Origin of the sequence: Metallosphaera sp. D4-4, assembly GCF_046245145.1 — an archaeon.
In the GTDB taxonomy this organism is placed as follows: domain Archaea; phylum Thermoproteota; class Thermoprotei_A; order Sulfolobales; family Sulfolobaceae; genus Metallosphaera; species Metallosphaera sedula.
Genome location: NZ_CP176412.1, coordinates 499633 through 512242, shown reverse-complemented (window position 1 = coordinate 512242; position 12610 = coordinate 499633). Strand labels below are relative to the sequence as shown.

13 protein-coding genes are annotated in these 12610 nt (G+C 47.3%); 11 read left to right on the top strand and 2 right to left on the bottom strand.

The window, feature by feature from the left end; translation table 11 throughout:
* Window positions 1-45 precede the first annotated feature (45 nt).
* From thrC to ACI49J_RS02875, 5 genes are read left to right on the top strand one after another with little or no spacing between them, the layout of a single operon-like run.
* Window positions 46-1230: a threonine synthase gene (thrC, locus tag ACI49J_RS02895; protein ID WP_240254523.1), complete on the top strand. Its 1185-nt coding sequence runs from the start codon at window positions 46-48 to the stop codon at window positions 1228-1230.
* A complete protein-coding gene (locus ACI49J_RS02890) occupies window positions 1217-2548 on the top strand; it encodes an aspartate kinase (protein WP_240254525.1) in 1332 nt (443 codons plus the stop codon). Before thrC ends, ACI49J_RS02890 begins: the two co-directional genes overlap by 14 nt.
* Window positions 2536-3582, top strand: coding sequence for an aspartate-semialdehyde dehydrogenase (gene asd / locus ACI49J_RS02885; RefSeq protein WP_240254527.1), 1047 nt, complete (start codon window positions 2536-2538; stop codon window positions 3580-3582). Before ACI49J_RS02890 ends, asd begins: the two co-directional genes overlap by 13 nt.
* The gene (locus ACI49J_RS02880; RefSeq protein ID WP_240254530.1) at window positions 3579-4241 is read left to right on the top strand and encodes a PHP domain-containing protein; all 663 of its coding nucleotides are present in this window, start codon (window positions 3579-3581) and stop codon (window positions 4239-4241) included. Before asd ends, ACI49J_RS02880 begins: the two co-directional genes overlap by 4 nt.
* Complete coding sequence (locus ACI49J_RS02875) at window positions 4195-5421, top strand: Nre family DNA repair protein (protein WP_240254532.1); 1227 nt, start codon at window positions 4195-4197, stop codon at window positions 5419-5421. Before ACI49J_RS02880 ends, ACI49J_RS02875 begins: the two co-directional genes overlap by 47 nt.
* Here ACI49J_RS02875 and argF read toward each other — a convergent pair.
* Entirely contained in the window at window positions 5415-6338 is a 924-nt protein-coding gene (gene argF, locus ACI49J_RS02870; RefSeq protein ID WP_048060130.1) for an ornithine carbamoyltransferase, read from the bottom strand. The two genes, ACI49J_RS02875 and argF, sit on opposite strands and share 7 nt — an antisense overlap.
* A 32-nt stretch (window positions 6339-6370) precedes the next feature.
* On the opposite strand from argF, the gene ACI49J_RS02865 reads away from it, so the two are divergent.
* From ACI49J_RS02865 to ACI49J_RS02845, 5 genes are all read left to right on the top strand, one after another.
* A complete protein-coding gene (locus ACI49J_RS02865; RefSeq protein WP_240254534.1) occupies window positions 6371-6994 on the top strand; it encodes a DUF4443 domain-containing protein in 624 nt (207 codons plus the stop codon).
* Window positions 6972-8027, top strand: a complete 1056-nt coding sequence (locus tag ACI49J_RS02860; RefSeq protein WP_240254535.1) for an ATP-NAD kinase family protein — start codon at window positions 6972-6974, stop codon at window positions 8025-8027. The genes ACI49J_RS02865 and ACI49J_RS02860 overlap by 23 nt, the downstream gene beginning before the upstream one ends.
* Before the next feature lie 150 nt (window positions 8028-8177).
* A complete protein-coding gene (locus ACI49J_RS02855; protein WP_275691946.1) occupies window positions 8178-8819 on the top strand; it encodes a replication initiator protein WhiP in 642 nt (213 codons plus the stop codon).
* Between the two features lie 163 nt (window positions 8820-8982).
* Window positions 8983-9309: a hypothetical protein gene (locus ACI49J_RS02850; RefSeq protein ID WP_012021649.1), complete on the top strand. Its 327-nt coding sequence runs from the start codon at window positions 8983-8985 to the stop codon at window positions 9307-9309.
* Between the two features lie 21 nt (window positions 9310-9330).
* The gene (locus ACI49J_RS02845) at window positions 9331-10134 is read left to right on the top strand and encodes a hypothetical protein (RefSeq protein WP_240254537.1); all 804 of its coding nucleotides are present in this window, start codon (window positions 9331-9333) and stop codon (window positions 10132-10134) included.
* Here the strand turns inward: ACI49J_RS02845 and ACI49J_RS02840 are convergent.
* Window positions 10073-10792: a hypothetical protein gene (locus ACI49J_RS02840; protein ID WP_240254649.1), complete on the bottom strand. Its 720-nt coding sequence runs from the start codon at window positions 10790-10792 to the stop codon at window positions 10073-10075. The two genes, ACI49J_RS02845 and ACI49J_RS02840, sit on opposite strands and share 62 nt — an antisense overlap.
* A 129-nt stretch (window positions 10793-10921) precedes the next feature.
* Here ACI49J_RS02840 and thsA point away from each other — a divergent pair, with 129 nt between their 5' ends.
* Entirely contained in the window at window positions 10922-12610 is a 1689-nt protein-coding gene (gene thsA, locus ACI49J_RS02835; protein WP_240254538.1) for a thermosome subunit alpha, read from the top strand.

The following is a 12610-nucleotide window of genomic DNA, read 5'->3' as shown; positions in this document are numbered from 1 at the left end:
CATGCAGGCTGGTGACATGTCGTTGGAAACAAACTAGAGGGATCCATGCGTTGTATTGAATGTGGGTTCCAGAGCGAATTGGATCAAAAAATGATCACTTGCCCAAGATGTGGGGGGATACTCGAGATATCAGTAAAGTTACCCCCTACATTCTCGTTCTCGAAGTTAAGAGGTAGAGGAGTCTGGAGATACTCCCCTGCTATAGCTGGAAATTACAAGAAGATTGTGAGTATAAGTGAAGGCGGAACACCCCTAATCAGATCAAGGGAGAACAGTGAGGTGTATTATAAGTTTGAGGGCGCAAACCCCACTGGTAGCTTCAAGGATAGGGGAATGACAGTTGCCATAAGCTCCGCGGTAAGCGAGGGATACAAGATTGTGGTTGCAGCGTCCACGGGAAACACTGCAGCCTCAGCCGCAGCTTACTCGGCGAGGGCTGGACTCAAGATTTACCTTGTTCTACCTAAGGACAAAGTTGCCATAGGTAAGTTGGCCCAATCTATCCTATATGGTGCTACGATCCTAGAGGTCGAGGGGAGTTTCGACGTCGGTATGAAGGCAGTGATGAAACTGTATAAGGACGTGGGAATAGTTTATCCGCTGAACTCATTCAATCCCTGGAGACTTGAGGGCCAGAAGACTATTGCGTATGAGATTACGGAGGAGATAGGTGTTCCCGATTACGTGTTCGTACCAGTTGGGAATGCTGGGAATATTTATGCAATTTGGAAGGGCTTCACAGAATTAAGGGATGCCGGAGTAATTGACAGGGTACCAAGAATGATTGGAGTACAAGCTGAAGGGGCTTCACCAATTGCCAAGGCAATTCTAAACAACCAGGACACGCCCCAGTTTGTGGAGAACCCAGAAACCGTGGCAACAGCAATCAGGATAGGGAAACCAGTAAATTGGAAGAAGGCTATGAAGGCCATCAAGGAATCGCAGGGAACTGCAATCTACGTCAGCGATAACGAGATAATGGAGGCACAGAGGGAACTGGCCAGGAAGGAGGGAATAGGGGCTGAACCGGCATCGGTCGCGTCCTTCGCTGGATATAAGAAGGCCTTGGAACACGGACTTGTGGACAAGACAAGCAAGACCGTCATGATACTAACTGGACATGCATTAAAGGACCCCGATTCCATGATAAAGTCTTCAGCAAGACGTATAATTGTAAATCCTGATCATTTAGAAAATATAATTCTAGGTGATCTGAATGTTAGTGGTTAAGATTGGCGGATCAATTCAGAAGGATGAAAGGGACTTCGAACTCATAGCCGACAGGATAAGCCAATACTCATCGAGGGATAGGACCATTGTGGTAACCTCGGCCCTCAAGGGAGTAACCAACAGCTTGATTGAAGCCACGGAGAATAGGGATAAGGCGGTGGAAATAGTTAGCGAGATATATGATAGACACGTCAAGCTCTTGTCCAAGATTGTGGACGGACCTGAATTTGACAATGCGTTCAAGTCCATATCGAAGCTGGCGGACGAGCTATTCAGGATAGCTTGGTCCATCAAGGTGCTCGATGAGATATCGGCGAGAGTGAGGGATTACATCCTCTCCTTTGGTGAAAGGATGGCTAGCATAACCTTAGGGGCCATGTTAAGAAGCAAGAAAATGGACGCTCAATCCTACCCAGAACCACTACTTGTAACGGATGACTCGTTCGGAGAGGCCAACGTTATAGAGGATCTCTCTGCCATGGAGGCGAGGAAGGTCCTAGATATCCCATCTAAGATTGTTGTGGTTCCAGGTTTCATAGGCAAGACCCCAACGGAGAGATACACTACTGTTGGGAGGGGAGGAAGCGACTATACTGCTACTCTTCTCGGTAAGTTACTAGGATTTCCGGAGGTTAGGCTAGTAACCGAGGTTCCAGGTATCATGACTGCAGATCCTAGGAAGTTCCCTGGGGCCAAGACCATATCTAGGCTCTCCCTAGAGGAGGCCATGGAGCTGGCGCAAATGGGTGCCAAGAGGCTTCATCCAAGAACATTCGAGCCCATGTTCGATAGGGATATAAGGGTTTACATAGAGGGACTCTACGACGAGGGTTACACCCTGGTCCAGGGAACGTGCGACTCGTCAGATAAATTGAAGGGAATAGCGGTCCTCGACGACTTAAAGTTGATCTCTGTGGAGAGTACAAACATTGTGGGGAAGATAGGTTCGGCAGCTAGGGTAATGGAAAAGGCTAGAGAGGCGGGAGTTAACATCATTTCGTTATCTCAGCCAGCTTCAGAGACCACCATTCACATCGTGGTTGACTCCAAGAATGCAGAAAGGCTATCCTCTAGGCTACAGGAGCTAAGGGATGTGGATAGCATTAACATCCAAGACGCGAGTGCAGTAAGCGTTGTGGGATGTGGACTGAGAAACAAGGAGCTATTCAGGGAAGTGTTGAGGGAGGCTTCGTCCTTTGAGGTGGCCTCCATATCCAGGGGACTTAGGAATGTGAGCGCTACCTTTGTGGTGAAAAAAGATGAAGGTTTTAATCTTGCTAAAGACTTACATGAGGTTGTTGTAAAATGGATAAACTGAAGGTATCTCTTCTGGGAGCTACGGGGATGGTAGGGCAAAAGATGGTTAGGTTGCTCTCTTCCCATCCCTATATAGAACTCACCAAGGTTAGCGCTTCCCCGGGCAAGATAGGGAAAAGATACATTGAGGCAGTGAAGTGGGTTGAGGGCGGAGAGGTACCAGAACAAGCTAGGGACCTCAGAATAGTGTCTACCGAGCCAGAGGATCATAAAGACGTAGACGTTGTCCTTTCGGCCTTACCCAATGAGCTAGCTGAGGGGATAGAGCTCAAACTTGTTAGGGAAGGGATAACCGTGGTCTCAAATGCGAGTCCATTCAGAATGGACCCAGAGGTTCCACTCATAAATCCTGAGGTAAACTGGGATCATCTGAAGCTTCTCGAAACCCAAAGACAGAAAAGGGGTTGGAAGGGTCTTCTGGTAAAGAACCCCAATTGTACCGCTGCCATAATGAGCATGCCAATCAAACCCCTTCTTAAGTACCGCTTAAATCACATGATCATAACCACCCTCCAGGCGGTAAGCGGTGCAGGATATAACGGTCTTTCCTTCATGTCGATCACAAACAACGTTATACCCTTCATAAAGGGGGAGGAGGAAAAGATCCCCAAGGAATCTGGGAAGATGCTTGGGACGCTAGTGAACGACTCGATCCGCCACGTGGAGCTCAAAGCATTGGTAACCTCCACGAGGGTTCCGGTCAAGGTGGGACATATGGGGGTAATGTACCTGTTCTTTGACTCCCCGGTTAATGCTGAGGAGGTTAAGAGGGACCTTTCCTCTTTCAAATCCTTGCCCCAAGAGAGGAACTTACCCACGGCTCCCAAGACCCCAATCAGAGTACTTGAGGGCGAGGATAGGCCTCAACCTGAGATAGACGTTAATGCGGAGAGGGGAATGGCCATTAGCGTAGGGAGAGTAAAGAACGAAAATGGGACTCTCAGAATGGTTGTGCTAGGGGATAACTTGGTTAGGGGCGCAGCAGGAATAACCATTCTCACTTTGGAGGTCATGAAAGAGCTGGGCTACGTATGAGAGTGGATTTTCACGTTCACTCATTTTTTAGCGATGGAAAGCACGACCCTGAAACCTTAGTTAAGTACGCCAAGAAACTGAACCTGGTTATTGCCCTAACAGATCACGATACCTCCAGGGGTATTGCCCGCGTTGAGGGAGAGGTTATACCTGGACAGGAAGTTACGACGCAATTTGGACATGTAGTGGTCCTTTGTAACTTCCCTCCAAATCCTCCGAAAGACCTCTCCCTTCTCGTGGACTATTCGCGCGATAACTCGTGCATAGTTTTCCCTTCGCATCCCTTCGATATTTTCAGGGATGGAATAGGGGAGCAGGTGTATAAATTCAAGTTTAATGCTATTGAGATATATAATTCAAAGGCCCCACGAAGGGCAAACATGAAGGCAGAGAGCGTTGCTAGAACGCTCTCCTTACCTGGGCTTGCCAACAGTGACGCTCACGTGAAGGAGTCGTTGGGCTCCGCGTACAATCAGGTAGCTCTGGAGGAGTTTAACGTGGACGAAATACTTGAGAAGTTGAGAAAGGGGGAAATGTCACCCGTACCTGTGGGGCTCACAGTAACCGCTAAATTGAAGATAGCCCAATGGTATATAGAGAGGAAACTGGGATTTGAGAAAGATTCCCGCAGAACTATGCATCAGGTGCAAGGGAACTAAGTTCTTGTGTGGCCTCTCCTCGTGCCCCATCACCGAGAGATTTAGGGCAGTGGTTAATGCCACGTCAAGGATATCCCTGGATAAGGGTGTTGTAGACGGATCCACGCCTCCAAGTGCAGTGGTTGGAGAGAAGGGTTATCCAAGGGTATCCCTCAGTTTCAACCTTGCCCCCGGTGTAGTGGGCGAACAGGCCAGGGTTTACGAAGATCCCGTGAATTGGTGGGGTAAGGCGACCATATATGATATTATAAATTACCGCTCGTCTCTTATTTCTAATTTCTCTTCAATTCAGATAACAGACGTGTGGAAGTTGTATGAAAGGGAGCTTTCCCTAGCCGTGGTATCTGAGAGACCTGTTCAATCCGAGAGCAAGATCTCTGGTAAGCTTGAGGCCAAGTTGAGATTCGATGGTTACGTGTTACCTCGAGGACCCTCGGTTAAGGCTGAGGAGATCAGGGTGGTGGAGAACCCTAAAGTCCCTAGGATGCTTGAGAAACTGATACAAGACGACGTGAAGGCTATAGAAGGAGTAGTTTCACTTTACGAAAGCGGGCAGGATGTATACAGGATTATTGATGCCCTATCACTGGGATTGTTGGGCACCAGAAAGGGGAGGAAGCTAGTCCCCACTAGATGGGCAATTACGGCTGTGGATTCAATCGTGGGGAAGGAACTTCATGATCGCGTCGTGTCACTGCCGGCAATAAACGAGGTGTTGGTGTTCTATCAAGGATATCTAGGAAATCACTTTCACGTGATCCTTTACCCCTCCTCCTACTCAACCTCATGGGTAGAGATCTGGCATCAGATGGCCCTCTGGTCCAGCGAGCTCGTGATAACTGACCTTCAAGAAGATTACTGGGGAAACTATGACACCCTCGACGGGGGATACATGGCAGCCAGAACATCGGTGCTCGAGTATCTTAACTCGATCTCAAGGTCTGCGGGAGTCATAATTATAAGAGAGATCACAAAGGACTATTTTGCGCCACTGGGAAACTGGCACATCAGGGAGACTGTGAAAAGGGCTTTTCAGAACAGGATAGCTAAAACATCTAGCTTGGGCGAAGCCTTAGACCTTGTTCAGTCCAGGCTCAAGGAGAAAAGGGTAAACCTTAGGGAGATCAGAACCATTAGGAGTATCCTCTCGCAGAGAAAGATAGACGAGTTCTTTCAATAAATTAGGGAAAACGCGGACATTGCTGTATATAACCTGTTCTCAGCCTGATCCCAAACTTTGCTCTTTTTCCCGTCAATGACGCTTTGCTCCACCTCCTCTCCCCTAACAGCAGGGAGGCAATGGAGGAAAATGGAGTCTGAGGAGGTGTATCTCATGAGGTCCTCAGTAACCCTATACCTGGAGAGGATCTCCTTTCTCCTTTGTGCCTCGGCCTCCTGGCCCATGCTTACCCACACGTCAGTGTAGACCACTGATACTCCCTTCACTGCATCGTAAGGATCCTCGTAGAACTCTATGATAGCTTGACTGGCCTCGGCCTCCTCCTCTATTCTCTTCCATATCTCAGGCCTTGGTCTCATCTCCTTCGGGGAGGCAACCCTGAGCTCTAGCCCGAACTTGGCCACAAAGGCCATCAGGCTAACAAGAACGTTATCTCCGCCATCACCTACGAAGGCTATGGGCTTGTCAAGTGTCCCGAATATCTCCTTTATGGTCATGAAGTCGGTAATTGCCTGAAGAGGATGTGACAGGTCACTTAGCAGGTTTACCGTGGGCCTTCCTGAGTACTCCGCGAGTTTCTGAAGGGTATCATGTTTCAGGACTCTCGCACCTATTCCGTGAACCATTCTTCCCAGTATTCTTGCAGTATCCTCTATGGGCTCTCCCCTGGAAAGCTGAACATCGTTCTTACTCAGGACTATTGCCGTTCCACCCATCATCGAGATGGCTAACTCTGAGCTAATCCTGGTCCTGGTGCTGGGTTTCTCGAAATAAAGTGCGATTCTCTTTCCCTCTAACGCCTTTGGGACGGAGTTAGTCATCACCTTCTCCTTCATGGAGAAGGAGACGTCAAGTAACCTCTGCAGATCGTATCTATCAAGATCTAGCAGGCACAGAAGATTATTCCCTTTTAGCATCATTTAAAAGTCAAGGACGGCAATTATAAAGTATGAGTGGTATCTCCGCCCTCCAAGAGGCCACCAAACCCAGGCAGGGAAATAGGCCCAGCTACGATGAGGCTTACGTTATGTGGGCTTTGAACTTGATTCATGACGAACCGCCAATGGGTAGGTTAACCCTCATGAAGAAGCTTGGGTTGAGCGAGGCCTCGGTGAAAACCATGTTGAAGAGATTGAGGGAGATGGGCCTGATAACTGTTGATAGGATCGGGGGAACTGAATTAACGGAGGGTGGGAAGAGACTGGTGGAAGGGTGGAGATCGAGGGTAAGAATATCTGAGGTCTACATTAACTCGCTTAACTGGAAGGCTATCCAACTGGTGATTCTAGGTGGGAAAAACCTAGTGGAGAGGGAGGGGGTAATCCAGTTGAGAGATCTCATTATTAGAACTGGAGCTGAGGCTACCCTGATCACCATTAAGGAGAACCAGGGAATAGAGATTCCACCAAAGACTGAGGACTTCTCCATAAAATCCCTTTTACAGGAGGTAAGCCTTCTCTCCTCCTCATTACCTGTGGGCAGTCTCATCATTTACCTTATCCCACAGGACATTCATTTGGCATATAAGGTGGGAATTTCTCTCCTAGAACATGAGAGTAGGATTTCTAGTTAATCCATACGCCGGCTCAGGCGGTAGAATAGGCCTCAAGGGAAGCGATGGAATTAGGCTACTGAATCCCGAAATCCCAGGTAGGGTTTACAGGTTCCTGTCCAGAGCCCCAGACGTCGAGTACTTGGTCCCAAGGGGGAAAATGGGAGAGGAATACGTGAAACTCAGGAAAAGATACACTCTCCTCAACTCCGGCAGGGACGACTCAACCAGGCAAGACACGTTGATTGCCGTAGAGGAGATGAAGGAGAAAGGCGTGGACATAATAACCTTCGTCGGCGGAGACGGTACTGCCAGGGACGTAGCTGAGGTCGCCGGGAGTTTACCAATCCTTGGCGTTCCGGCCGGGGTCAAGATGCATAGCGGGGTGTTTGCCACTACCCCCGAGAGTGCTGGAACCCTCCTAACCCTATTCGTTCAAGGAAAGGCTAGGGTTGTAAAGGCTGAGGTTTTGGACCTGGACGAAGAGGAATATAGGAAAGGTAGATATGTGGTTAAACTGTTTCATGTGGCTAACACTATTTCATTTGCAAATTTACTTACTCCAAGTAAGGAAGAATACAACTATTCAGACGAAATAGACTCGATTGCCTATTTTTTTCTAGAAAAAATAATGAAAGACGACGTCACCTACATCATGGGACCGGGAGCCACGGTTAAAAGAATAGAACAGATTCTAGGGCTTTCACCAAATTTTCTGTCTATTGATATCATCAAGGGAAAGAAAGTGGTAAAATACAACGCAAACTATGAGGATTTGAAGTCATTAACCGGGGAGTTAAAGCTGGTCCTAACGCCTATCGGAGGACAAGGTTTCGTTATAGGTAGAGGTAACCAGGAGCTGGGGCCAGAGGTGTTAAGGAGAGTAGGGAAAGAGGATCTGATTCTTGTCTCCTCTAGGGCAAAGATAAACAAGTTAGACTGTCTCAGATTTGACACAGGGGACCTATCTCTAGACCTCAAGTTCAGTGGAGTGTACAGGGTAATTGTGGGATATGATGAGTATGTGGCCATATCCACGTGCAGTATCACTTAGACAAAAAAGCCATGGTATTCCCTAGGGGATAATTTGGCTATCCATTAAAAGCAAACTCGCACATACTTTACTGCAGTGTCCGATAGGGAGCATAGCGTGGAGGATATTCAGGTCTCGCGGGAGGCTGGAGGATCTCCCAGATCTAAGCTTATGGAGGCTATCCTAGTTTTGCTCCACGCTAGGCCCCTGAGGACCTCGGAGATCTCCTCAAACCTGGGGTACGAGACCAAGTACGTGAGCAGTTACTTGAGCTACTGGAAGAAGAAAGGCCTCATATACCTTGAGGGTGGAAGATGGTACCTTACCCCTCAAGGAGAGTCCCTCGCAACTGCTATCATTGAATCGTACTCCAACTCTAGGTTTAAGGAAATGCTCGTCATAGCTAAACAAATGCTTGGTGAACAGGTTAAGGAGACAATAAACAACAAAGGTAAACAAAGTTCGGAAAAACAGGAGAAGGAAGTCTTGTCGTTTATTGACTCCAAAACCAGATCTAGAGACAATAAATCACAAAACAAGGATCCGACGGTTTGTCTATCGGATATTTCAGAAAAATTAGATAAAGAAGAGAGAGATATTCTGATGTTCCTTCTAGAGAGATATAAACAATGGGGTTCCACATATATATACATCGATCAATTGCAGGAGGAGTATAAGGCGGATTCGGCATGGCTGTTCAAGGTCTTGAGGGGCCTCCAGACCAAGAAGATCCTTTACCTGTATAATGACCCTAAGCTAGGGTTTAGAATAGGCTTCTCTCAAAACGTTAAAAGGAAACTCGAAAACTGCTAATATTTACTTCTACCAGCTGTGAAGTTTTGTTGACTTCTAAGCTGTTTTACTAACTATTATACAAACGTGATATGATTGCTCTGACAAGAAAATATGAAAAGAGTAGTAGTAATCTATATAACTGGTCCAGTTGAAGAGATGGTAATGTAAAGAGGTGTTTCCGTTGTCGTCAAATAAATCGATAAAAATGTCTGAAGACGAGATCAATAAGGCCTTAGCGAAGGCGGAAAAGGAGGCGGAGAAGAAGGATCATAAGAAGATCTGGGTCGAGAAGATAATGAAGAGCGCAAAGGCCTACTATAAGGTTTGTCCCTATTACGATAAGAAAACTTCAAAATGTTTCCTGTCACTTTCAAACAAATGTAATAGAGATGGAAAATACGAGAATTGTCCAGTATTTCTGGAGTTTCTGGACAATAAATACCAAGAGTTCACTTCCAAGAAGAAAATTTTGCCATTGGACTTTCTGGATTTGGCTCAATCGGTTTAAGGAAGAGGCGTGTAATTAAAAGTGCCTAGAAAGAAAGCCGAAGAGGAAGAAAGAGAGGAGGAAGAAGAGGAAGAACCAAAGAAGGAGAAGAAGGCTAAGAAAGAGAAGTATGTGGACGCCGAGAAGCTTCTCGACGAGTACCTTGATGAGGTTGAGGTAGGACTGGGAATTTCACATCTCAACTTGGACAAGGAGCTCCTTAAGGAGATCCTAAAGGAGCCCTTTATCTCGGCAGTAGGCCAGGTGAAGTCCAAACCTAAGGCGAGGACGATCATAAACAGGCTAAATGCCTCCAAGGACGAAATGATGGAGTACCTTGCTGTTAGAATAATCAGGGAGGTCGAGGTAAGTAAACTGTCTGACGATCAGCTGGAATTCGTTGTGGTAAATATCAAGAAGCCGATCGTGGATCTGGCCCCCCAGTTATACGCCGAGGCCAAGAAGAGGGGGAGGAAGGATCTGATAGACATTCTTCAGTATAACTGGAACTTGTTTGGACTTAGATCCCCCGTGAAGTGCCCAAAATGCGGGTTTGAGGCAGTCATGCCTGACTACTCATGTAGAGTCTGTGGTTACTCCCTATCAACGAGGGAGATAAAGGAGGCAATTAATCTCATGTCGCAGCTGGAGGAGATGTACTCATATGATCCAGAGGGATTGAAGGAGATAGTCACTTCCGGCTACTTGATTTACATTTCCACGGGACCTATTCCCCCATCCAGGTTTAAACCATCGGGTTCGGAGATCTATTACGAGATAACCCTTACCTCCCAAGAGAAAGCTCAGTTAAACAAGCTTTACAATATTCACCAGAATCAGGTCTAATCACAGCTCCACACCTTCTACACCTTGAGAACTTACCTAGAATCGCCAGAATAGAGGGAGGGAAGGTGTGAAAAACCTCGTTATCGCCGAAGCTCGAGTGAAGCCATTTCAAGATCGTGTCGAACACCTCATCCCCAGTCTTTAACTCCCCGGTTAACTCCTGAAACCCCCTCAACTCCGTGATTGGGGTGTCGTAAAGGGGAGAGACCAGGGTTTTGCCAGCCACCTCAGATTTCAGGCCATATAACGAGAGATAGGAGTTTTCAAGAGAAGATGAAGAGTAAACCAGATAGGCTCCGTAGAAGTCTGCGGTAAAGGGTAGGATAACCAGGTTTTCTGGGTGTCTCTCGACCTCTAGGATCAGGTTCCTGATCACAGAATTTATTTCCCTTCCATTTTCCACAATAACTTCACTAATCATAAAGTTACAATTTTGACAAACCTTTTCTATCAGGTATTTTAGAAATTGACTTATTTCAGAGTAGAATTTTGGATAAGCCAGAATGACCTGTGACCCCCTTAGATTTACTCCTGCCTTCCCAAGGTTCTTCCTGACCCTGTGTAAGATCTCCTGCCTGGAGCATCTGGGACAGAGCAGTTTACCGCTTATTAGTATCTCCGCCCCATCTTCTCCGCAACTTACGCATTTCACATCCATTTCCATGAACACTAGGAAAAAAATTCTCGTAAGCTCCTCAACTTAGTTAGGCATAGGAACACGGTTGTTAAGGATGAGTTAGATTTATATATAAGCGATCTGAATGGACACCAGAAAAGGTGATAATGAATGGCTGGAGTTCCAGTTCTTCTATTCAAGGAAGGCACTTCAAGGTCAACCGGCAGGGATGCCCTTAGGAATAACATACTTGCTGCAAGAACTTTGGCTGAAATGCTCAGATCGAGTTTGGGTCCAAAGGGATTGGACAAGATGCTGATTGACAGCTTCAACGACGTGACCATTACCAACGACGGAGCTACAATTGTCAAGGAAATGGAGATTCAGCATCCAGCTGCCAAGCTTCTAGTCGAGGCCGCAAAGGCACAGGACGCTGAAGTGGGTGACGGGACAACCAGTGCAGTGGTTCTCGCAGGCCTTCTCTTGGAGAAGGCGGAGGCCCTTCTAGATCAGAACATTCATCCCACCATAATTATTGAGGGGTACAAGAAGGCCTTCAATAAGGCCCTTGAGCTCCTGACTCAGATTTCCACCAAGATAGATGTTAAGAACCTTCAGGATCCTGCAGTTAAGGCCAACCTCAAGAAGATAGTTTACACCACAATGGCAAGCAAGTTCATTGCAGAATCTGAGGCCGAAATGAACAAGATCATGGACATAATCATTGATGCAGTTTCCAAGGTAGCTGAGCCCCTACCCAACGGTGGTTACAATGTGAGCCTTGACCTGGTTAAGATAGACAAGAAGAAGGGAGGAACAATAGAGGACAGCATCCTAGTCCACGGTCTAGTTCTTGACAAGGAAGTTGTTCACCCTGGCATGCCCAGGAGAGTAGAGAAGGCCAAGATAGCCGTTCTAGACGCAGCCCTAGAGGTAGAGAAGCCGGAGATTTCGGCTAAGATAAGCATCACTAGCCCGGAGCAGATTAAGTCCTTCTTAGACGAGGAGACCAAGTACCTCAAGGAGATGGTTGACAAGCTGGCCAGCATTGGGGCCAATGTGGTAGTGTGCCAGAAGGGAATTGATGATATAGCTCAGCACTTCCTTGCCAAGAAGGGAATCCTGGCTGTTAGAAGGGTTAAGAGGAGCGATATTGAGAAGCTAGAGAAGGCGTTGGGAGCTAGGATAATCAGTAGTATCAAGGATGCAACTCCCGAGGACCTAGGATACGCTGAATTGGTTGAGGAGAGAAGAATTGGAAATGACAAGATGGTCTTCATTGAGGGCGCCAAGAACCCAAGAGCTGTGAACATCCTATTGAGAGGATCCAATGACATGGCCCTCGATGAGGCCGAGAGAAGTATAAATGACGCGCTTCACGCACTTAGAAACATCCTATTGGAGCCCATGATAGTGCCAGGCGGTGGAGCAATAGAGGTGGAACTTGCAATGAAGCTGAGGGAATATGCTAGGACAGTTGGAGGAAAGGAGCAGCTTGCCATAGAGGCTTACGCTGATGCCCTAGAGGAGATCCCAAGCATATTGGCTGAAACTGCCGGAATGGAGCCCATATCCACCCTAATGGACCTGAGGGCTAGGCACGTTAAGGGAATTGCCAATGCCGGTGTGGATGTGATAAACGGAAAGATAGTCGACGACATGTTCTCCATCAATGTACTAGAGCCGGTTAGGGTGAAGAGGCAAGTTCTCAAGAGCTCAACAGAGGCAGCTACCTCAGTGCTGAAGATTGATGATCTGATTGCCGCATCTCAGTTGAAGTCCGAGGGTGGCAAAGGTAAGAGTCCTGGCGGAGAAGAAGGAGAAGGAGCTGGAATGGGAGGAGCTCCTTCCTTCGGCTAA

What these genes read in the sequence shown, in the direction of transcription:
- ACI49J_RS02855 (WP_275691946.1), top strand. Translation starts at nt 8,178, where the DNA reads ATGGAGGCTATCCTAGTTTTGCTCCACGCTAGGCCCCTGAGGACCTCG.
- ACI49J_RS02860 (WP_240254535.1), top strand. Translation starts at nt 6,972, where the DNA reads ATGAGAGTAGGATTTCTAGTTAATCCATACGCCGGCTCAGGCGGTAGA.
- argF (WP_048060130.1), bottom strand. Translation starts at nt 6,338, where the DNA reads ATGCTAAAAGGGAATAATCTTCTGTGCCTGCTAGATCTTGATAGATAC.
- ACI49J_RS02840 (WP_240254649.1), bottom strand. Translation starts at nt 10,792, where the DNA reads ATGGATGTGAAATGCGTAAGTTGCGGAGAAGATGGGGCGGAGATACTA.
- ACI49J_RS02890 (WP_240254525.1), top strand. Translation starts at nt 1,217, where the DNA reads ATGTTAGTGGTTAAGATTGGCGGATCAATTCAGAAGGATGAAAGGGAC.
- ACI49J_RS02865 (WP_240254534.1), top strand. Translation starts at nt 6,371, where the DNA reads ATGAGTGGTATCTCCGCCCTCCAAGAGGCCACCAAACCCAGGCAGGGA.
- asd (WP_240254527.1), top strand. Translation starts at nt 2,536, where the DNA reads ATGGATAAACTGAAGGTATCTCTTCTGGGAGCTACGGGGATGGTAGGG.
- ACI49J_RS02880 (WP_240254530.1), top strand. Translation starts at nt 3,579, where the DNA reads ATGAGAGTGGATTTTCACGTTCACTCATTTTTTAGCGATGGAAAGCAC.
- thsA (WP_240254538.1), top strand. Translation starts at nt 10,922, where the DNA reads ATGGCTGGAGTTCCAGTTCTTCTATTCAAGGAAGGCACTTCAAGGTCA.
- thrC (WP_240254523.1), top strand. Translation starts at nt 46, where the DNA reads ATGCGTTGTATTGAATGTGGGTTCCAGAGCGAATTGGATCAAAAAATG.